Here is a 20171-nt window from a genome sequence, read left to right on the forward strand (position 1 = left end):
TGGGAGGACACTGGAACGAGCGCACGGCGGGCTCGGCTTGAGCACGGAGGCTCGGATGACGCGTGACGATGTGGTCCTCGTCGGGGTGGACGGCTCGGCGGCAAGCCTGCACGCGCTCGACTGGGCGGCGGCGCAGGCCCGCACCCACGGCTGGGCGGTCCGGCTGGTCTGCAGCTACTCGCTCCCGTCGTTCACGGCCGCCTCGCTCGACGGCGGGTACGCGGCGCTGGACGACACCGCGATCCAGGAGGGCGCCAAGGCGGTGCTCGCCGAGGCGACACAGCGGGTGTCGTCGATGGGGGTCCCTGTCTCGGCCAAGGTGCTCACCGGCGACGCCGCGGGAGTCCTCGTCGAGATGTCGCACACGGTCCGGCTGGCGGTCGTCGGGACGCGCGGTCGTGGCGGGTTCGCGGACCGGCTGCTGGGCACCGTGTCGTCGGCCCTGCCCGCGCACGCGTACTGCCCCACCGTCGTCGTCCCGCTGCGGGAGGCCGGCAAGGCGCTGCCCGACGACGCGCCCATCCCGGCTCCGCGGCCCGTGCAGCGGATCGTCGTGGGCGTCGACGGATCCCCCCAGGCCGAGCACGCGCTGCGGTACGCCATCGGCGAGGCGCGAGCCTGGGGTGCGTCACTGACCGCTGTCGCGGGCGTGCCGGTGGGGTCGATGTCCGGGATCCTCGCCTGGCTGCCGGCGGCCGTCGACCACGAGCAGGTGCTGCGCGACGTCACCGAGGGCCTGAACGTGGTCGTCGACCGTGCGCTCGCCGATGTCACGGACCTGACCGTGCGCCGCATCGCGCTCGACGGCACGGGTGCGGAGCTGCTCACGGAGTTCTCCGTCGCCACCGACCTGATCGTCGTCGGCTCCCGCGGCCGCGGCGGGTTCGCCGGGCTGCTGCTGGGATCCACCAGCCAGGCCGTCCTGCACCACTCCGACTGCCCCGTCATGGTCGTCACCAACCGGTGCGCCACCGCCGAGGCCGCGGTCGGGTAGTCAGCCCTCGGGTGCCGGGGGGACGTCCGGGCGGCGGACCAGGGCCGAGAGCACGACGGTGGAGCGCGTCCGGGCGACGAACGGTTCCGCGGCGAGCCTCTCGACCACCCGCTCCAGGTGCCGCATGTCCCGCGCGCGCACCTGCACCATGAGGTCGACGTCCCCGGTCACGGTGCTCGCCGCCACCACCTCGGGGTAGTGCTCGACGGCCGCGCGCATCGTGGCCGGGCTGGTGGAGCCCTGGCAGAACAGCTCGACGAAGGCCTCCGTCTGCCACCCCATCGCGGCGGGGTCCAACCGCACCGTGAACCCGCGGATGACGCCTCGCTCACGCAGCCTGTCCACGCGCCGCTTCACGGCCGGCGCCGAGAGCGAGACCTGCTCTCCGACCTGCGCAAACGTCGCCCGGGCATCGAGCGCGAGGACGCGAAGGATGGCGGTGTCGAGGGCGTCGAGCCCGGAGTCGTCGGTCACGTCCCTCATCATCGCGGACCGCGTCGCACCTGAACCGTCGACTCGCTCTCGATTGGTGCGGTGGCGGAATCGATGGGAGCGTGCTCGCAATACGCCGAACGGGTGATTCAACAAATGCGGCATCTTGCCTCAAGGCGGACGCCGCACATGCCGAGATCAGGGGGAGCCCCAGTGTGCTGGGGTCTGACGAGGGGTAGGCGACATGGTCAAGGAGACCGACAAGCGGCTCGACGTGGTCCCGAGCCAGCGGCCGTCGGTGGTCAGTGCACCGACTCCCGTGATCGCGGACCCACCGACCGTCCTCGACGTCCCACAGCCACACGCCGCACCCTCGCCCCTCGTCGAGCCACAGCCGGTTCCCTCCGCACCGCGGTCGGTCGGGGTCCGGCGGGCCGTCTGGGTCGGGCTCGCCGCCGCCGTCGTCCTCGCCGTCGCCGCGGGCGGTAGCGTCTACGCCGCCGAGCAGCGGGCCCAGGAGGCCGAGGCCGAGGCGCTCGCCGCCGGGATGCGCGTGGACCAGCACCTGCTGGCCGCCGCCGGCGACGTCGCGGCGCAGCGCAGCACCGACGCCGTCGTCGCGCAGGCCGCCTACGAGAACAGCCGCGCAGCCCTGGCCGCCACCGCGCAGGGCACCGTCGACCACGCGAACGCCGTCCTCGCGGTCGTCCCGAACGCTGGCGACGGACCCCGGACGGCCCTCGCCGGCGCGTCCGGTGCCGTCGGTGCAGCGCTGGTCGCCCCGAACGTCAGCCAGCGGGCACTCCGCTCGCTCGTCGCCGGGGTCGCCGCACCCGAGAAGGCCGCCACCGACGCGCAGGTCGCGTGGCAGGTGGCCGAGGCAGCGCGCGTCGCCGCCGAGCAGGCTGCCGCCGCAGCGGCCGCGGAGGCTGCCGCAGCCGCACGTTCGTCCACGAGGTCCCCGGCGCGGTCCACCACCCGGTCGACCGCTCCGACGACCACCTCGTCGGGTTCCGCGCCCGTCGCACCCGCCCCCAGCGGCATCCCGTCCGGCGGGAAGGTCTGCAGTGGCTCCGGCGGGTCCGGTGCGGGCGAGTCGAGCGTCTCGGCGATCGGGTCCGCGATCAACGACTACCGGGCGTCGCTCGGGCTCCCGACGCTGTCGGTGTCGCGCAGCGGCAGCCTCGTGTCGCACGCGATCGACATGGCCAACGCCGGCGGCATCTGGCACTCCGGCGGCGACAACATCGTGGCCTGCGTGAGCAACGGCTCGGCGTCCTCGATGGTCTCCGCCTGGTCCCGGTCCGCCGGGCACGACGCCCAGATGCGCCGCACCGACGTGTCCAGCATGGCGGTCGGCGGCGCGAGCCTGAACGGCTGGCTCTTCGGCGCAGTGAGGTTCAGCTAGCACCCAAGCAACGTCCGAGCATGTGGTCGCCCTGCCGACCACATGCTCGGACGTTCCGGCGTGAATCCCGCGGACGTCAGCGGAGGGCGTCGGTGAGGCGGTCGGTCGCCAGGTCGAGGTCCTCGAGGGTGATCGTGAGCGGGGGGGCCAGGCGGATGGTGCTGCCGTGGGTGTCCTTGGCCAGCACGCCGCGGGCCAGGAGGCGCTCGCAGAGCTGGCGGCCGGTCACCGGCGGCGTGACGTCCAGGCCGGCCCACAGGCCCACGCGGCGGGACGAGGCGAGCAGGCCCTCGTCGACGAGCGTGTCGAGGCGGGCGCCCCAGTGCAGGCCGAGGGTCGTGGCACGTGCCTGCAGCTCCCCGGTCTCCAGGAGGCCGATGACCGCGAGGCCCACCGCGCACGCCAGCGGGTTGCCGCCGAACGTGGAGCCGTGGGTGCCCGCGGTGAGGACCCCGAGGACGTCGGCACGACCGACGACCGCGGACACGGGCATGACCCCGCCGCCGAGGGCCTTGCCCAGGGTGACCAGGTCGGGCTTCACGCCCCACAGCTCGGACGCGAGCGTGGTGCCGGTCCGGCCGAGGCCGGACTGGATCTCGTCGGCGATCAGCAGGACGTCCTGCGCGGTGCAGAGGGCACGCAGGCCGGGGAGGTAGTCGTCGGGCGGGATGACGACGCCCTGCTCGCCCTGGATGGGCTCGACCAGGACGGCCACGGTGGTCTCGTCGACGGCATCCCGCACGGCGTCGACGGAGCCGTACGGGACCACGCGGAACCCGGGCGTGTACGGGCCGAAGCCGCGGCGCGCGTCGGGGTCGGTGGAGAACGACACGATCGTCGTCGTGCGGCCGTGGAAGTTGCCGTCGACCACGATGATCGTCGCGCGGTCGGCGGGCACGCCCTTGACGTCGTAGCCCCACTTGCGCGCGGCCTTGATGGCGGTCTCGACTGCCTCGGCGCCCGTGTTCATCGGCAGCACCATGGGCGGACCGGCGACGAGCGGGCCGATGAGGGCTGCCAGGCGGGCCGCGAACGGCTCGAGCAGCTCGTGGTCGAACGCGCGGGACGTGAGCGTGAGCTTGTCGATCTGCGCGTGCGCGGCTGCCGTCAGCACCGGGTGCCGGTGTCCGAAGTTGAGAGCGGAGTACCCGGACAGCAGGTCCAGGTAGCGGCGGCCCTCGTCGTCGGTGACCCAGGAGCCGAGCCCCTCGACCAGCGTGACCGGCAGCGGGTGGTAGTTGGGAGCGAGGACGGAGGCCTCCACCCCGGTGAGCGTCATCGTCCTGAACCGGCCGCGGGGCGGATCTCGAGCGTGCAGCACTTGGCGCCGCCGCCGCCCTTGAGCAGCTCGCTGGTGTCCACCGGGATGGGGTTGTAGCCGCGCTCGGCGATCGCTGCGGCCAGGTCGACAGCACCGGGGGCGACGACGACGTTCAGGCCGTCGGAGACCGCGTTGAGGCCGAGGGCGACCGCGTCGCGCTCCGTGGCCTCGACCGCGTCGGGGAACAGCTGGCGCAGGACCGCGCGCGAGCCGGCCGAGAACGCCGGCGGGTAGTACGCGATCTGCGGGTCGGCAGGGTCGCTCGACAGCACGGCGAGCGCGGTGTCGAGGTGGTAGTAGTGCGGGCTGACCAGGTCGAGCGAGATGACCGGGCGACCGAACAGCTCCTGGAGCTCGGCGTGCGCGGCGCGGTCGGTGCGGAAGCCCGTGCCGGCCAGGACCAGGTCGCCGACGACGAGCAGGTCGCCCTCGCCCTCGTTGGTCTCACCGGCGGTGTGCGTGACGTAGCCGCGGTCGGCGAACCACTTCTGGTACGCGGGGCCCTCCGGCTGGCGCTCGGCGTAGCGGAACTTCGCGGAGTAGACGACGCCGTCCAGGACGGTCGCGCCGTTGGCGGCGTAGACCATGTCCGGCAGGCCGGGGATCGGGTCGATCGTCTCGACGGTGTGGCCGAGGTCGAGGTACACGTCGCGCAGCGTGCGCCACTGGCGGACGGCCAGGTCGGCGTCGGTGTACTTCGTCTTGTCCATCCACGGGTTGATCTCGTAGGACACCGTGTAGTGGACCGGTTCGCACATGAGGTAGCGGCGATCGGTACGTCCGGGGGCGGTCGGGGTCATGAAGGCTCCTCGTGGCGTGTCGTTCCCCCAAGGCTACGAGCCGGTACGGCCCGGACCGTTCAACTCGCATTGCGCGCTCGGGCGCGATCCATTGCGTGGCTGACGCTAACCGCGGCGATCTGTTGCGCGAGCCTCCCGCCGGGCTTTCAGAAGCGCGTATCGCACCATGACGCCGAGGAACGGGGAGACCAGCGCGCCGGTGAGTCGGCGGGGGAGCGGCCCTGCCAGATAGACGTCCTCGCTCCAGAAGACCCGGCTGGAGGACGGCCCGGCGGGGACGACGACGATGGTCGCGTGCCCCTTGAGCACGTGCCCGATCTTGGTGAACGTCGCGATGCCGGGCTCCCAGCCGACGGGCGGGTCGTAGCGGTCCACCGTCATCACGTCGGCGAGCCCGGGGAACCCGCGCCGCGCGAACGGCCCCGACACCGCGGTCACCGTGGCACCCGCGCGCGCCGGCCCGTCGAGCGACACCCGGGTCAGCGGGATCCAGCGCTCGTGGTTGCGCAGGTCGGCGACCAGCGCCCACGCGGTCGTTGCATCGACCGGGAAGGACCGGACCACGGCGTCGATCGGGATGCTCGTCACGCGCCCATCGTCCGCGCGGGTAGCGTGCCTGTCCATGGAGAGCAGGCTGCTGGGGCGAACGGGTAGGTCGGTCGGGGTCGTGGGGCTGGGGTGCTGGCAGCTCGGCGCGGACTGGGGGTCGGTGTCCGACGAGGCGGCGCTGGAGGTGCTCGGGGCCGCGGTCGACTCCGGCGTGACGTTCCTCGACACCGCCGACGTGTACGGCGACGGCCGCTCCGAGAAGCTCATCGGCTCGTTCCTGGCCGCCCGCGGACCGAACCACGGTGTGACCGTCGCGACGAAGATGGGCCGCCGCGCGGACCCGCACGTCGCCGACGCGTACACGCTGTCCTGGTTCCGCGCCTGGACCGACCGCTCACGCGAGAACCTCGACGTCGACACCCTGGACCTGGTGCAGCTGCACTGCCCGCCGTCCGAGGTGTTCCGCCGGGAGTCCACGTACGACGCGCTCGACGTGCTCGTCGACGAGGGCCGCATCGCGGCGTACGGGGTGTCGGTGGAGACCGTCGACGAGGCGCTCGAGGCGATCATCCGGCCGCACGTCGCCACCGTGCAGATCGTCCTCAACGTGTTCCGTCGTAAGCCGCTGGAGCAGGTGCTGCCGCTGGCGGCCGCCGAGGGTGTCGGGATCATCGCGCGCGTACCGCTGGCGTCGGGGCTGCTGTCCGGGAAGTACGACGAGGACACGCAGTTCGCCGCCGACGACCACCGGTCCTACAACCGCACGGGCGAGGCGTTCGACGTGGGCGAGACGTTCGCCGGGGTGCCGTTCGAGGTCGGGGTCGCCGCCGCGCGCGAGGTCGCCGACCTGACGCCCGCGGGTGCCACGACGGCCCAGCTCGCGCTGCGGTGGATCATCGACCAGCCCGGGGTGTCCGTCGTGATCCCCGGCGCACGCTCCGCGGCCCAGGCCGTCGCGAACGCGCAGGCGGCCGCACTGCCGCCCGTCGACGAGGAGACGCTCGACGGGTTGCGCGGGGTGTACGACGGGCGGATCCGCCAGCACGTGCACGCCCGCTGGTAGGCCTACTTCTTCGAGCCGATCCGCTTGAGACGGCCCGTCAGTCGCTTGGGCTCGGCGGGCAGGATCACCGGCGCGTCGTCGGGTCCCGCGATCTCGATGACCCGCGGGAACGTGAGCGGCGGCGGGCCGAACGCCTTGCGCGCGCCCTCGATCACGTTCTTGCCCAGCGCGCGCGCCCCCGCGACACCGATGACCAGGCCGATGCCGAACGGGATGATGCGCCCGAAGGCCAGGCCGGTCTGCTTGGACACCTGCGTCCGCACGAAGCGCCGCGTCATCGTGGTGTTCACCTTGCGGACCGTCGCCATCGGCATCCGCGTCAGCAGCGAGCGGGCGACGCTGACGGTGGTCAGCTCCGCACCGTCGGTGACGATCTTGGCGCCCGCGTCCCCGAGGATCGTGGTCAGCAGGAGCGCACGACGGCGGTCCGCGTCCTCGACCTCGATGCCGTGCACGCTGGCCACGGCGAGCGCGAACGCGGCCGACGCCCCGAAGAACGTGGCGATGTCGCTCGCCGTCAGCGCCAGGGCGACACCGGTGCCGACCGCCGGGGCCGCGGCCGTCGCACCGACCGCACCGCCGGTGCTCTGCACCACGAGCAGGTACTCCTTCTCCAGGAGTCGCACCAGCTGCTCGGGCGTGGCCTGCGGGTTCCGGCGCCGCAACGACTCGACGTGCGCGTGGATCGTGGAGGACGGGATGGTCACGGCCTTCGCGAGGGCCGCCTCGACGATGCCGGCCATCAGCGCTCCCCGGTGACGGTCAGCTGGACGTTCGCACCCGCGTCGAGGGTGCGGCCCACGGTGCAGTGCGCGTCGATGGCACGGTGCACGACGGTGATGAGGCGCTCGCGGGCCTCGGGGTCGAGCGAGCTCAGGTCGACGACCAGCTCCTCGGCGAACGCGGGGTAGCGGTCCTCGTCGCCGGCCATGCCCGTGACCTTGATGACCACCTCGACGTCGTCCCCCAGCCGGTGCGCGAGCTTGGAGTCGGCGGACAGGCCGCTGCAGCCGGCGAGCGCGATCTTCAGCAGCTCGCCCGGGCTGAACGCGCCGTCGACCTCGACCCCGCCGATGCTCACCTCGGCGCCGCGCGAGTTGCGGCCCGTGTACAGGCGCTTCCCCGTGCGCTCCACCCACAGCTCGGTGTCGCCGGCGTTCTTGGTGATGTCGGGCGCTGTCGTCTGCTCCGTCGTCATCCCGCGATCCTGCCACGGGGCGCGGCAGGTCTCTTGTCGGACGCAAGTTACGCAACGACTACGGATGGACGGCTCCGGCGCCGCTCCTAGGCTGCACACCCATGAGGGTGTGGGGCGGGGTGCTGGCTGTGGGCGCGATCCTGGTGCTCTCGGGCTGTTCCCTCTTCGACCGGGACGACACCGACCAGGTCTCCGTGTTCGACGTCGAGGTGGGTGACTGCTTCACGGCGCCCGAGGAGATCACGACGACGTTCACCACGCTGGACCGGGTGGAGTGCGAGACACCGCACGAGCAGGAGGCGTACGCGCTCGCGACGTACACGGACCCCGGGACGGACACGACGCCGAAGACGTTCCCCGGCGAGGCCGCCCTGAAGTCGTTCGCGGACGGCGCCTGCGCGCAGGAGTACGCGGACTACGTGGGCGTCGACTACCGCGACTCCGAGCTCTTCTTCACGTACCTGCTGCCGTCGCCGCGCAGCTGGGAGCAGGACGAGGACCGCACGACGCTGTGCTTCGTCACGACGACGGACGGCGTGCAGCTGACCCAGTCCGTGCACGGGACGAAGTGGTGACCTGATGGGCAAGCCTGCTGCGACCGCGACGGCCATGCTGCAGTGCAGCTTCGGCATCGCACCGTCGACGCTCGTCGTCCTGCCGCTGGCGCGCGTGCTGGTGGAGGGCAAGCCGGCGGCGGCCATCACCGACATGGTGCCCGGGGCGAACATCCCGCCCTTCGGCATGTGCACGAGCCTGGCCAACCCGACGGTCGCGGCGGCGACGGCGGCCGCGGTCGGCGTGCTGACCCCCATGCCGTGCATCCCCGCGACGGTCGCGCCGTGGATGAACGGGGCGACGCAGACCCTCATCGGCGGCAAGCCCGCCCTCACGATGGGCGCCACCTGTCAGTGCGCGTACGGGGGCATCATCCAGATCCTCAACCCGGGCGCGATGAAGACCCTCGAAGGCTGACGCGGCAACTTCGGTAGCGATTACCGATGCTCCTGCGGAGGGCCCCTGCATAGCCTGCGGATGTCCCGTCGTGCCTGGTCATGCGGGCGGTTGACGGGCGTCGAGGGGAGCAGGCCGTGCTGATCCCGGTGGTCGAGGACGGTCTGGAGAGCCTCCTGCGCACCACACTGCCGCTGTCCACCGAGCAGGGCGACATCTCCTTCGAGGCGCCGTCGAGCACGTGGTCGGCGCAGGTCAACCGGCTCACGATCAACCTCTTCCTGTACGGGGTGGCCCGCAGCAGCCAGCCGTCGCGCGGGCCGTCGACCAGGGCAGCCACCAACGGCTCGACAGAGCGGCGGCACGCGCTGCCGATGGTGCAGCTGTCCTACCTGGTCAGCGCCTGGGCCGGGTCGTCGCGCGACGAGCACCTGCTGCTGGGTGACGCGCTGACCCGGCTGCTGGCGTACCAGGTGCTCCCCGGGAGCCACCTGCCCCGGTCGTTGTCCTCGGGCGTCCAGCTGGCGCTCGCCGCCGACGACCACAACCGTCCGCGCGACGTGTGGTCCGGGCTGGGCGGCTCGCTCAAGGCGTCGTTCACGTTGCTGGTCACGGTCGCCGCGGACGCGTACGACTGGGAGGCCGCCGCGCCCGAGGTCACCTCCGTGTCCGGTTCGGCCGTCCCGATCAGGGCGGGCGTCAGCCCGTGAGGGTCAGCAGCACGGTCGAGCGGCTGGACGTGTCGCCCGGCAGCTCCGGGGTGGTCCCCCTCGAGGTCATCAACACCTCCGAGGTCATCGAGTCGTTGTCGGTGCGGGCGATCGGCCTGCCGGAGGCGCTCGTGCGGTCCGAGCCGTCGGCGCTCGCGCTCTTCCCGGAGGCGTCCGGCGCGTTGACGCTGACCCTGGACCTCCCCGACGCGTTCCCGGCGGGGACGTACCCGCTGACGTTCGTGATCGCGGGCAGCGCCCCGGGGGCGACGGAGGCGTTCCACGACCTCGACCTGGTGGTGCCGCCGCACCCGCGCCTCGCGCTGACCGCCACGCCGTCGCGCGTCCGGACGCGGGGCCGGGCCGCGTTCACCGTCGAGGTGCGCAACGAGGGCAACGTGCCGCTGGACGTCGCGCTGCGGGCCGTCGACACCGACCGGACCCTGCGCACGTCGCTCACGCCGTCGACGCTCGCTGTGCCCGCCGGCGAGGTCGCGACCACCACGGTGCTCGTGCGCGGCCCGCGTCAGCTGCTGGGCTCCGACCGGGACCGGCCGCTGCGCGTGGTCGCGCAGGCGACCGACACGACCGCCGACGTCGAGCTGGTGCTCCGGCAGAAGTCGACGTTCAGCCGGGGGCTCCTCACCGCGCTCGTCCTGCTGTCGATCCTCGCGGCGTGGGCGCTGGCGTTCGTCCTCGGCATGCGCGAGGTGCTCGGTGCGGACCCGTACGCCAAGGTGGCGCCGCCGTCGTTCTTCGTGAACACCGAGACCGCCGAGGGCACCATGCCGGAGGGCATGCCTGCGGGCGCGATGCCGAAGGAGGGGCCCGTCCCGGCGGGCACCGGTGCGACGGTCACCGGCCTGGTGCTCGGCGAGACCGACCAGCAGGGCGTCGGGCGCGTCACCGTCACGGCGTGGCGGCAGGGCCGGGACGCTCCCGTGGAGGTGTCGTCGGCGGCGACGCAGGCCGACGGCAGCTACTCGCTGGCGGGCCTCTTCCCCGGTCCGTACATGCTCGAGGTCGCCGCGGAGGGGTACGAGACGACGTGGTACGAGTCGGGGACCTCCTTTGGTACAGCGACCCAGGTGGACGCTCTCGCGCAGCAGGTGGCGACCGGGGTGGACCTCGCGGTCGCGGGCGACCCGGCGTCGATCAGCGGGAACGTCGAGACCGGTGAGGCACCCGGCACCGTGGTGGTGCAGGTGACCGCCAAGCCGGCCTGGACGGGGGCCGACCCCGCGACCGAGTACGTCACCGCGACGGACGGGACCGGCGCGTACACGTTCGCGGGGCTGCCGGCCCCGGGCACCTACGAGCTCGCGTTCGTCGCGGAGGGCTACCAGCCGACCAGCCTGTCCGAGCGGGTGCTGGGCGGTCAGTCGCGGTTCGCGCTCGACGTCACGCTCGGGGCGGGACCGGGGCAGATCGCGGGGACCGTGACCGACGGGTCGGCGCCCGTCGGCGGCGTCGAGGTGAGCACGACGATGGACGGGAAGCCGGTGGTCGTCGGGACACCGACCGTCGGGCAGGTCGGCCAGTTCGTCGTACCGAACCTGAAGACGCCCGGCACCTACGTCCTGACGTTCACCAAGCAGGGGTTCAGCACGCAGACCGTGGTCGTCGACCTCGGCCCCGGCGAGCAGCGCGCCGACCTGCGGGTGGTGCTGTCCGGCGGCGCGGGGACCGTGACCGGCAGCGTCGTCGACGCGAACGGTGCCGGCATCGGTGGCGTGACCGTGACCGCGGGAGGGTCGGCGAACACCGTCACCACCACGACCCTGACGGCCGGGTCGGTGGGGTCGTTCACGCTGACCGGGCTGGCCACCGGGTCGGTGACGCTCACGTTCAGCAAGACGGGGTACACCTCGGCGAGCGTGCCGGTGACGCTCACGGTCTCCGGTCCGCCGGCCCCGGTGGCCGTGACTCTCACGTCGGCGCTCGGGAACGTGACCGGCCGGGTGTCGCAGAACGGCGCGGGGGTGCCGGGGGCGACGGTCCAGGCCACGGACGGGACGATCACGCGCTCCACGACGTCCACGGCGTCCGGCGGGTTCGGCGCGGGCACGTTCCTGCTGCCCGACCTGCCCGCCGGCACGTACACGGTGTCCGTGACGAACGGTGGCGCGGTGCTGGCGACCGCCGTCGTCACGGTGCGACCCGGGGCCACCACGTCGCAGGACCTCCCGATCGCGGGGAGCCCCTGACGTGCGCCTGTCGGTCGAGCCGCGGCGCGCCGTCGCCACCCCCGGGACCCCCACCACGTTGGGGGTCGTCGTCACGAACGGCTCCGACGTCATCTCCGGGTACGTGCTGCGGGTGCTCGGCGCGGACCCGTCGTGGGTGGAGATCGAGGACCCGTCGCCGCGGCTCTTCCCCGGCGAGTCGGTGTCCGTCGCGATCGTCCTGACGCTGCCGGAGGGGATCCCGGCGGGTGAGCGCCGGGTGTCCGTGCAGGTCCGCGACGTCACGGACCAGGCGGCCATCGCCATCGAGGACGTCACGATCGACGTCCCCGCTCTGCCGCGCACGACGGTGAGCCTCGAGCCCGCGACCGTCACGGCCGGCAAGGTCGCCGCGTTCGCCGCCGTGGTGCGCAACGACGGCAACACCGTCCAGCACGCGCGGCTCGTCGCACGCGACCCCGAGGCAGCCACGACCTACACGTTCGACCCCGACGGGTTCAGCCTCGCGCCGGGGCAGAGCACGTCCGTGGCGATGGCCGCGAGCGCGAAGCGCCCCTTCGTGGGCGACCCGCTGCTGCGGCCGTTCGAGCTGCGGCTCGACGGCCCGTCCGCACTGCCCGCCGATGCGCCGCCGGCCGCGTCGGGCGTCTTCGTGCAGAAGCCGCTGCTGTCCCGGGGCATGCTCGGGCTGCTCGGGCTCCTGCTGGCCATCTCGACGTTCGCTCTCATCATCACGATCGCGCTCAGCTCGGTGGTGGGGCGGTCGGCCGCCGACCGGGACCTCGCGATCCAGGTGGCGCAGGCGCGGCAGGCAGCGGCGCAGACCGGGACGTCGACGGTCGAGGGCACGGTGATCCAGCTGAGCACCGGCGTCCCCGCACAGGACGTGACCGTGCTGCTGTTCGGGGCGGAGGATCCGTCGCAGCCCGTGAAGACGCAGGCCACGGGCACGGACGGGACGTTCGCGATGTCGGACCTGCCCGCCGGGGAGTACACGATCCAGGTGACCGGCGCCGGGTTCGCCCCCACGTGGTACCCGTCGGCGGCCGCACAGCCGGACGCGCAACCGGTCGAGCTCACCACCGGGCAGACCGTCGGGGACCTGACGGTGGTGGTCGGCGGCGTGCCCGCGACGCTGACCGGCACCGTGACGGGGGAGGACGTCGGGGGCGCCCAGCTGACGGTCGAGCTGCCGCTGGACGTGCCGCCGCTCGCGGGCGAGGTCCAGCCGGAGGCCGGCGAGGCGACCGCGACGGGGAGCACAGGCGCGGTGGTGCGGACCGTCCCGATCGGCGCCGACGGCACGTTCACGGTCGCCGACCTGCCCTCGCCCGCGGTGTACGACCTGGTGGTCGCCAAGGCCGGGTTCGCCAGCGCGGTGCAGCGCGTGGACGTCGCCGCGGGGGAGGACCGCAGCGGGATCCAGCTGTCGCTGCTGACAGGCGACGGATCCATCGCCGGCTCGGTCAGCGGGGCCGACGGGCCGGTCGGTGGGGCGACCGTCGTCGCGACCGCCGGGCAGGCCGTCGTGGAGACGGTCACGCTCACCGAGGACCCGGTCGGCTCGTTCACGCTGCGCGGGCTGCCGACCCCGGGGTCGTACTCCGTCGTGGTGACCGCGGAGGGATTCGCCCCGGCGACGCTCAACCTCACGCTGACGCCCGCCCAGGAGCTCACCGGCGTCTCGGTGCTGCTCGGCCAGGACCAGTCGAGCATCGGCGGGCAGGTGAGCGTGCCGGGCGGGGACCCGAGCGGGGTCGTGGTGACGGTGACCGACGGGGCGGTCACCGCGCAGACGGTCACGACGTCCACCGCACCCGCGGGGAGCTGGGAGGTCACGGGTCTGCGCGTGCCGTCCACGTACACGGTGACGTTCTCCCGCGCCGACCTGGAGTCGCAGGTGCTCTCGGTGAGCATCGACGGGTTCGGGAACGTCACGTCCGGGGCACCCAGCGCCACCCAGGTGAACGCCACGCTGCGGGCTGCGGACGGCACGATCTCCGGGACCGTCCGGCAGAGCACCACGACGGGGGCCACGAGCGCGGTCGGGAACGTGACCGTGACGGTCAGCTCCGGGACCACGCAGCGCGTGGTGACCACAGCGTCGACACCGGCCTCCGAGGTCGGGCGGTACGTCGTCGACACGCTGCCGCCCGGCACCTACACCGTGACGTTCTCCCGGGCCGGGACCCGCCCGACCTCGACGATCGTCGTGCTGGCGGCGTCGCAGAACCGCGACCTCAGCCCGGTCCTCGTCGCCCCCGCCTCGATCACCGGCACGGTGACGCAGGGCAGCCAGGTGCAGGACGGGCGGGCCGTCCTGCTCTACCTCGCGGCGCAGTACGGGACGGCGGCGGGGCCGGTCGCCACCACCACGACCGCCGCCGACGGGACCTACGCGTTCCAGGACGTCAGCGCCCCCGAGCACTACATCGTCGAGGTCCGCACCACACCCTCGGGCACCGTGCTGGTCACCTCCACCCCGCAGACCGTCAGCGCGAGCCAGCAGCTCACGGTCAACCTCACCATCCCCTCCGAGAACTGAGCCGAGGATCGACGTGGCCGTCGCACCGCAGCGCACCACCAAGGGCGCCCCGAGCGTCCTGGCCGAGCCCGGCGCGCACGCGTCCCCGGGCCAGTCCGCGGTCCTGCGGGTGCACGCGCGCAACATCACGACGGGGGCCCAGGACCTCGCCTTCTCCGCGATCGGCCTCGAGGGTGCGTGGCTGCCCGCGCCGGTCGCGGTCCCCGGGGTGCCCGCGGACGCCACCGTCACGGTCGAGCTCCCGCTCCTGCCCCCCGTCGGTGCGGCGCCGGGCGACTACCCGTTCGTCGTCGCGGTGGAGGCCCGGACCCCCGGAGCCGCACCCGCGACGACGCTGGCCGAGGTGGTGCTGCGGGTCGACGGCGTCAGCGACCTGGTGCTCAGCGTCGAGCCCGCAGACTCCCGGACGGTCCGCAGGCGCGCGATCCAGGTGGTGCTGGCCAACACCGGGGAGCAGCCGGTCCGGGTGCGGCTCGACGCGCACGGGGACGCCGACCTCGCCGTCGCCCTGAACGCCGACGACGTCGACCTCGACCCGCACCAGACCATCCGCATCCCCGGGCAGGTCCGGGCACTGCGGCCGCGCATGGTCGGCAGCACCCGGCGGTCGCCGTTCCACGTGGTCGCCACGGGTGCGCGGGCGCCGCAGCGGTTCGACGGCTCCGTCGCGCTGCGCCCCCTGCTCACGTCGACCGTGCTCAAGGCCGTCGCGATCACGATGGTGTCGCTCCTGTGGATCGGGGCCGTGCTGGCGGCGCTGCCGCTGGTGTCGCAGGTGGTCGCGGACCGGTCGCAGGAGCAGGCGAAGAAGCCGTCGGACGAGTCGACGGACGGCGGGGGTTCCGACGGGGGTTCCGACGGCGGCTCCGACGGCGGCACCGAGGAGGAGGCGCCGCCAACCGGCCCTGCGCCACTGGTCCCGGGCGTCCGCGTCGCGGGGCAGATCACCGGGTCGGAGCCCGCGGGGGTGCAGGTGCAGGTGGCGCCCGCGTCGGCGTTCGCGCCCGAGGGGACCGAGACGCCGCCGGCGACGGCCGCAGGCGCCGAACGACGGCTGGTCGCGCTCGCAGCGCTCACCACACCCGGCCGCGTCGCCGCGCTGGCCGCCGCCGCCCCGTCACCGTCGACCGGCGCAGGCAAGATCCTGGGCACCGCGCTCCCGGTCGAGCTGACGGACCAGGCCTCGCAGCGGCGCAGCACGACGACGGACGAGAAGGGCACGTGGGCGTTCGCCGACCTGTCCGCGACGGGCCGCTACCTCATCGTGCTGTCGAAGCCCGGGTACCAGACCCAGCGCTACCTGGTCACGGGTGCGGAGGCGGCCGCCGCCCCGCTCACGCTCGAGATGGTCCCCGGCAACGGCCGGATGTCCGGGACGATCACCGGTCCCGACGGACCGGCCGGCGGCGTCGAGATCACGCTCTCCGACGGCACGACCACGGTGACCACGAGGACCGCCAGCAGCGGGCAGGTCGGGCGCTGGGAGGTCGACGGGCTGTCCACACCGAGCACCTACCTGGTCACCGCGGGGACCGAGCGCCTGGGCGCCCAGTCCGTGCTCGTGCGGCTGGAGGCCGACGGCACGCGGACGGTGAACCTGGCGCTGCGCAGCGGGGTCGCGACGCTGTCCGGGACCGTGCGCGGCACGGACTCCCTCGGCGGGTTCGGGGGGCTCGGCGGGCTGACGGTGACCGCGTCGGCGGGGGAGGTCACGCGCACCGCGACCACGGTGACGGGCGAGCGCGCCGGCACCGTCGTGCTGCCCGACCTGCCGGTGCCCGCGTCGTACACCGTGACGGTCTCCGGACCCGGCTACGCGACACAGACGCGGCAGGTCGACCTCGGGCCCGAGGGTGTCGACCCGCTCGACATCGTCATGACGTCCGTCGGCGGGGTGGTCGAGGGCACGGTCACCGAGACCGGCGGAGGAGGCCTGGCGGGGGCGGGTCTGACGCTCGACGGACCGACCGGCACCTACAAGACGATGGCGTCGTCCGACGGGTCCGGCACGTTCCGGCTGTCCGGTATCGACCCGGGGCAGTACGTGCTCACCGCCACGATCTTCGGGCACGAGCCCGGGTCCGCGCAGGTCACCGTGACCAGCGGGAGCACATCCCGGGCGGACCTGGTCCTGGCGCCCATCCCCGGCGACGGGCTCGTCGCCACCTCCCGCATCCGTGGCAGCGTGCGCGACGCGAGCACCGGCGGGCAGATCACGTGCCCGAACGCGCCCGACGAGGACGAGGAGTGCACGATCACCGTGACGGGCGACTACACCGACTCCTCGGGCACCACCCAGCACGGCACAGCGATCACGGTTCCCGACAAGGACTACTACTTCCCCGACTCCCCGACGGGCCTCCTGCCCGGGCTGTACCGGCTCACGATCTCCGCGCCGGGGTACGAGGACGGCCACGTCAACGTCACCGTGCCCATGGGGCAGACCGTCGAGGCCACGCCGGTCGCGCTGGAGCAGTCCCCGTCCATCGTCGGGACCGTCCAGGCGCGGGTGGGAAGCATGTCCGACGGCACCTGCGTCATCGCCGTGCCGACGACGCCGGGGGTCGTCGAGCCGACCGCCCCGTGCACCGGCGAGGGGCCGAGCTGCACGATCACCGGCGGGGCCTGCACCACCCTCGGGGTGAACGGGTCGTACGAGATCAACCGCCTGCGCGCGGGGCCGTACACGGTCTTCGTCCGGCCCGGTCCCCTGAACACGCAGTACCTGCCGCCCGCGCCCGGGAAGGTGTCGCTGGTGCCCGGGTCGTCACGCCGGTTCGACGCGGTCCTCGACCGGCTCGGCCGGCTGAACGTGACCGTGATGCGCTCCGACGGCAGCTCTCTCGTCCCGAGCAAGGACGCGACGGTGGTCGCCGTCCCCGTCGCGCCGGTCGGGGCCGCCCCCTTCCCCGCCCCTCCCACGGACGACACCGGGTCCACGCAGGTCGTCGGGCTCCCCAAGGACACGTACCTGGTGAGCGCCACGAAGGTCGGCTCGGGCTCGGGTTCCGCGGCGCCGGTCACCGTCGGGCTGAACCAGGAGATCGTCGTCTACGTCGTCCTCACGGTGGCCGTCGAGAAGGTCACCGGCAGGGTGGTGACGCAGCCGGGCGCCGGCCTGCAGGACCCGGTGGGCGGGGCCAAGGTCACGGTCACCGCCACGACGGGGTTCGCCGGCCTGAACCCGGTCCGTCAGTCCGGCTCGGTCGACACGCCGTCCGCTCCGGACCCGGACCCCGGCAGGTTCACCGTGTGCACCAGCGCGGACGACTGCCCGGAGGAGACCACCCACCCGGCGAGCACCATGCTTCTGCCCGCGATCCAGTCCCGCGTCGACGTGCAGGTCACCGCGCCCTTCTACCAGCCGTACTCCGCCACCGACCTCCCGATGTCCGACCTGGCCACCATCACGATGACGCCCTCGGGCGTGCCCTTCGACGGGATCCTCACGTTCGTGCCGCCGCTCGACGCTGACGAGCTGAAGGAGGCGGTGGGCAAGGTGCGCTTCTCGGTCCAGGCGGCGCCGCCCGGCGTGGGAGAACTCTCGCTGTCCGCCGTCGCGGACGGCTCGACGGCCAGGGTCGTCTGGTCGGACACGACCCAGCCCCAGGACAGCACCGGGCCCGACGGCAGCCGGCTGATCCGGCCGGGGAGGTACACGGTCACGGCGACCCTGCCCGGCTACGACCCCGCGCCGCTGCCGTTCACCGTCAAACCGGGCAGCGTGATGCAACCGCAGGCCGTCTTCACGCTGAGCAAGTTCGGGTTCCTGCGGGTGTCCGTCGGGACCACCCAGAACCCCGCACTCCCGGTCCAGGGCGCGATCGCGACGCTCACCCTGCCGACCGGGGTGACCGAGCAGAGGGAGGCGAACCCGGGCGACACCTACGTCGACTTCGGCGACCTCCCCACCGGCCGGTACACGGTCGAGGTCCGGGCCCCCGGCCACGAACGCGTCACCACGCAGGTGAGGCTCGACGCCGGGGACGACCGGGACGACGCCAAGCTCGTCACCGTGCGCCGTCTCGGGCTGGTCGAGGGAGTCGTCAGGTCGGTGCTGACGCCGGGCCTGGAGCAGGAGCTCGTCGGCGCGCAGGTGTCGGTGCGGCAGGGCGTCGGAGGCACACCCTTCGTCGGTAGGACCGGGTCCACGGGGGAGTACCGCGTCACCGGCACCGCGGTGTCGGACGGCCTGGTGGCGGGCGGCTGGCAGGTCGACGCGACGGCTCCGGGGCACGAGACGATCGCCGCGACCGAGGTGACGGTGCCGAACGCGCTCGCGGCACCGCTCGAGGACCTGGACGTCCACGTGCCGGACATCCTCCTGCCGGCCAGGGCCGGTGGCCTGCAGGTGCGCGCCTACGACGGCAGCACGGTGGTGCCCGGCCTGACGATGCAGCTCAGCTATCTCGACTCCACCGGTCCGCGCACGATCACGCCGACGTGCCGCCCCGGCGACGCCGCCCCGTGCCCCCCGGACCTCTACGTGTTCTCGAACGTGCCGCCGCTCTCGTACAACCTCAACATCTCGGGCGGGTCCTTCTCGCCGCTCTCGCTACCCGTGACGATCCCGCCCGGCCAGACCCCGTCCATCAACGTGCCGATGACGACCCCCTCGGGGTCGATCCAGGGCGTCGTCCAGCACCAGCGAGCCAACGGCCGGCTCGACGCGGTGTCGGGCGCCGTCGTGACCCTCACCCCCGCGACCGGCGACCCCCGGAGCGTCACGTCCGACACCAACGGCCAGTACACGTTCCCGGTCGTCGTGGCGGGGACGTACACGGTCTCCACGACGGTCGACGGGCTCGGCGCCAGCAGGACCGTCGCCGTGCAACCCGGGCAGGGCATCGTCGTCGACCTGCTGCTCCAGGACGTCACCCGACAGGTCCAGGTGACCGTCACGTCGGCGAACGGCACGGACCTCACGGGTGCCCTGGTCAGCCTGACGAGCGCCACCCTGACGGGTCCGGCCGCGCAGCCGGTCGTCCGCACGGGCGCGGGCGCCAGCACGTACACGACGACGTTCAACCAGGTGCCGGCGGGCGACGACTGGACCGTCACGGTCTCGGGCCCGTCCGGGCACCTCGGCACGCACACGGCACCGCTCGCCGTGCCCGCCACCGGGACCGGGGTGGTGCCCGCCGCGGTGACCGTGCGCGAGACGCAGCTCGCGCTGCGTGCCACGTCGGCCGCGACCGGTGCGCCCTCGACCGTGCTGGCGACCGTGACGCAGGGCGCCACGGCGACCCCCGTGACGGTGGCCGTCGGCGGCGGTGACTCCGTCCTGTTCCTGCCCGACGCCGCGGCCACCGTCACCGCGACCGTCGCGGGCGGCTGGGTGGTCACGGTGACCGGCGGCACCATCCCCGCGGGCACCACGTTCCGCTCGGTGACCATGGACGTCACCGGACGCCCGACGACGACGTCCGCGACGGTCGGTGCCGCGACGGTCGCGACCGGCGGGACCGTCTCGGTAGCCACTCGCGTCCAGCCGGCATCCGGGGGCGGCACGGTGGAACCCGGCACCCTCCAGCTGCAGCGACGCACGCCGGCCGGCGTGTGGACCGACGTGGGCGACGAGGTGGTCGCCACGGGAGGCAACCAGACGGTCACCGCGACCGCCGACGCCGGCTGGGGCACGGGCGTCGTCACGCTGCGCGTCGCGTACTCCGGCGCCGGGTCGTGGGGGGCGTCCACCAGCCCGGAGGTGACCGTGACGGTGCAGACGCCGACGACCACCGCGCTCGCGGCCGCCGCGGGGGTCCTCACCGCGACGGTCACCCCGTCGGCCGCGACCGGCACCGTCGTGTTCGAGGTCGTCCCGGCGGCCGGGCCCGCGACGGCCATCGCCACGTGCAGCGCCGTCGCGCTGACGGCCGGTGTCGCCACCTGCACCTACGCACCGGCGGCGGGGGTCACGGAGAACGTCCGGGCGAGGTACACCGGTGCGACGACCTTCGTGGCGTCGCAGAGCGCGAACGTGTCGATCTCGAGTCCGTGACTCACGAGCTAGG

15 protein-coding genes are annotated in these 20171 nt (G+C 73.5%); 9 read left to right on the plus strand and 6 right to left on the minus strand.

Translation table 11 applies throughout. The features are described 5' to 3' along the window. Positions 1 to 55 precede the first annotated feature (55 nt). The gene (locus ASD16_RS11800; RefSeq protein ID WP_055917155.1) at positions 56 to 994 is read left to right on the plus strand and encodes a universal stress protein; all 939 of its coding nucleotides are present in this window, start codon (positions 56 to 58) and stop codon (positions 992 to 994) included. Here ASD16_RS11800 and ASD16_RS11805 read toward each other — a convergent pair whose 3' ends face one another. Beyond that, the gene (locus tag ASD16_RS11805; RefSeq protein ID WP_055918354.1) at positions 995 to 1477 is read right to left on the minus strand and encodes an Lrp/AsnC family transcriptional regulator; all 483 of its coding nucleotides are present in this window, start codon (positions 1475 to 1477) and stop codon (positions 995 to 997) included. Between the two features lie 193 nt (positions 1478 to 1670). Between ASD16_RS11805 and ASD16_RS11810 the strand changes: the two genes are divergently transcribed. Continuing rightward, positions 1671 to 2834 (plus strand): CAP domain-containing protein, encoded by a 1164-nt coding sequence (locus tag ASD16_RS11810; RefSeq protein WP_055917158.1) that lies wholly within the window; start codon positions 1671 to 1673, stop codon positions 2832 to 2834. A 76-nt stretch (positions 2835 to 2910) separates the two neighbouring features. Here the strand turns inward: ASD16_RS11810 and rocD are convergent, their stop codons facing one another. The 3 genes from rocD to ASD16_RS11825 form a co-directional block, all read right to left on the minus strand. Beyond that, the gene (gene rocD / locus ASD16_RS11815) at positions 2911 to 4113 is read right to left on the minus strand and encodes an ornithine--oxo-acid transaminase (protein WP_055917161.1); all 1203 of its coding nucleotides are present in this window, start codon (positions 4111 to 4113) and stop codon (positions 2911 to 2913) included. Beyond that, positions 4110 to 4955 (minus strand): dimethylargininase, encoded by an 846-nt coding sequence (ddaH, locus tag ASD16_RS11820; protein WP_055917164.1) that lies wholly within the window; start codon positions 4953 to 4955, stop codon positions 4110 to 4112. Before ddaH ends, rocD begins: the two co-directional genes overlap by 4 nt. A gap of 105 nt (positions 4956 to 5060) precedes the next feature. After that, positions 5061 to 5543, minus strand: coding sequence for an SRPBCC family protein (locus ASD16_RS11825; protein WP_055917167.1), 483 nt, complete (start codon positions 5541 to 5543; stop codon positions 5061 to 5063). Between the two features lie 34 nt (positions 5544 to 5577). On the opposite strand from ASD16_RS11825, the gene ASD16_RS11830 reads away from it, so the two are divergent. Continuing rightward, positions 5578 to 6567 (plus strand): aldo/keto reductase, encoded by a 990-nt coding sequence (locus ASD16_RS11830; RefSeq protein ID WP_055917170.1) that lies wholly within the window; start codon positions 5578 to 5580, stop codon positions 6565 to 6567. Between the two features lie 2 nt (positions 6568 to 6569). Here the strand turns inward: ASD16_RS11830 and ASD16_RS11835 are convergent, their stop codons facing one another. Together ASD16_RS11835 and ASD16_RS11840 are read right to left on the minus strand one after the other, a co-directional pair. Beyond that, on the minus strand, positions 6570 to 7310 hold the full coding sequence (locus tag ASD16_RS11835; protein WP_055917173.1) for a hypothetical protein: 741 nt from the start codon (positions 7308 to 7310) through the stop codon (positions 6570 to 6572). Beyond that, entirely contained in the window at positions 7310 to 7765 is a 456-nt protein-coding gene (locus ASD16_RS11840) for an OsmC family protein (protein WP_055917176.1), read from the minus strand. Before ASD16_RS11840 ends, ASD16_RS11835 begins: the two co-directional genes overlap by 1 nt. Before the next feature lie 101 nt (positions 7766 to 7866). On the opposite strand from ASD16_RS11840, the gene ASD16_RS11845 reads away from it, so the two are divergent. From ASD16_RS11845 to ASD16_RS11870, 6 genes are all read left to right on the plus strand, one after another. After that, on the plus strand, positions 7867 to 8340 hold the full coding sequence (locus ASD16_RS11845; RefSeq protein ID WP_055917179.1) for a septum formation family protein: 474 nt from the start codon (positions 7867 to 7869) through the stop codon (positions 8338 to 8340). A 4-nt stretch (positions 8341 to 8344) separates the two neighbouring features. Continuing rightward, positions 8345 to 8737 carry a DUF4280 domain-containing protein gene (locus tag ASD16_RS11850; protein ID WP_055917182.1) on the plus strand — a complete coding sequence of 131 codons (393 nt, stop codon included), beginning with the start codon at positions 8345 to 8347 and terminating at the stop codon, positions 8735 to 8737. Between the two features lie 116 nt (positions 8738 to 8853). Next, a complete protein-coding gene (locus tag ASD16_RS11855; RefSeq protein WP_055917185.1) occupies positions 8854 to 9426 on the plus strand; it encodes a DUF4255 domain-containing protein in 573 nt (190 codons plus the stop codon). Beyond that, entirely contained in the window at positions 9423 to 11633 is a 2211-nt protein-coding gene (locus ASD16_RS11860; protein ID WP_055917188.1) for a carboxypeptidase regulatory-like domain-containing protein, read from the plus strand. Before ASD16_RS11855 ends, ASD16_RS11860 begins: the two co-directional genes overlap by 4 nt. Position 11634: 1 nt before the next feature. Further along, a complete protein-coding gene (locus ASD16_RS11865) occupies positions 11635 to 14157 on the plus strand; it encodes a carboxypeptidase-like regulatory domain-containing protein (RefSeq protein ID WP_055917190.1) in 2523 nt (840 codons plus the stop codon). Positions 14158 to 14170: 13 nt separating this feature from the next. Continuing rightward, complete coding sequence (locus ASD16_RS11870; RefSeq protein WP_055917194.1) at positions 14171 to 20158, plus strand: carboxypeptidase regulatory-like domain-containing protein; 5988 nt, start codon at positions 14171 to 14173, stop codon at positions 20156 to 20158. The last annotated feature ends 13 nt before the right edge of the window (positions 20159 to 20171 follow it).

The organism is Cellulomonas sp. Root485 (assembly GCF_001426705.1).
Lineage (GTDB): Bacteria > Actinomycetota > Actinomycetes > Actinomycetales > Cellulomonadaceae > Cellulomonas.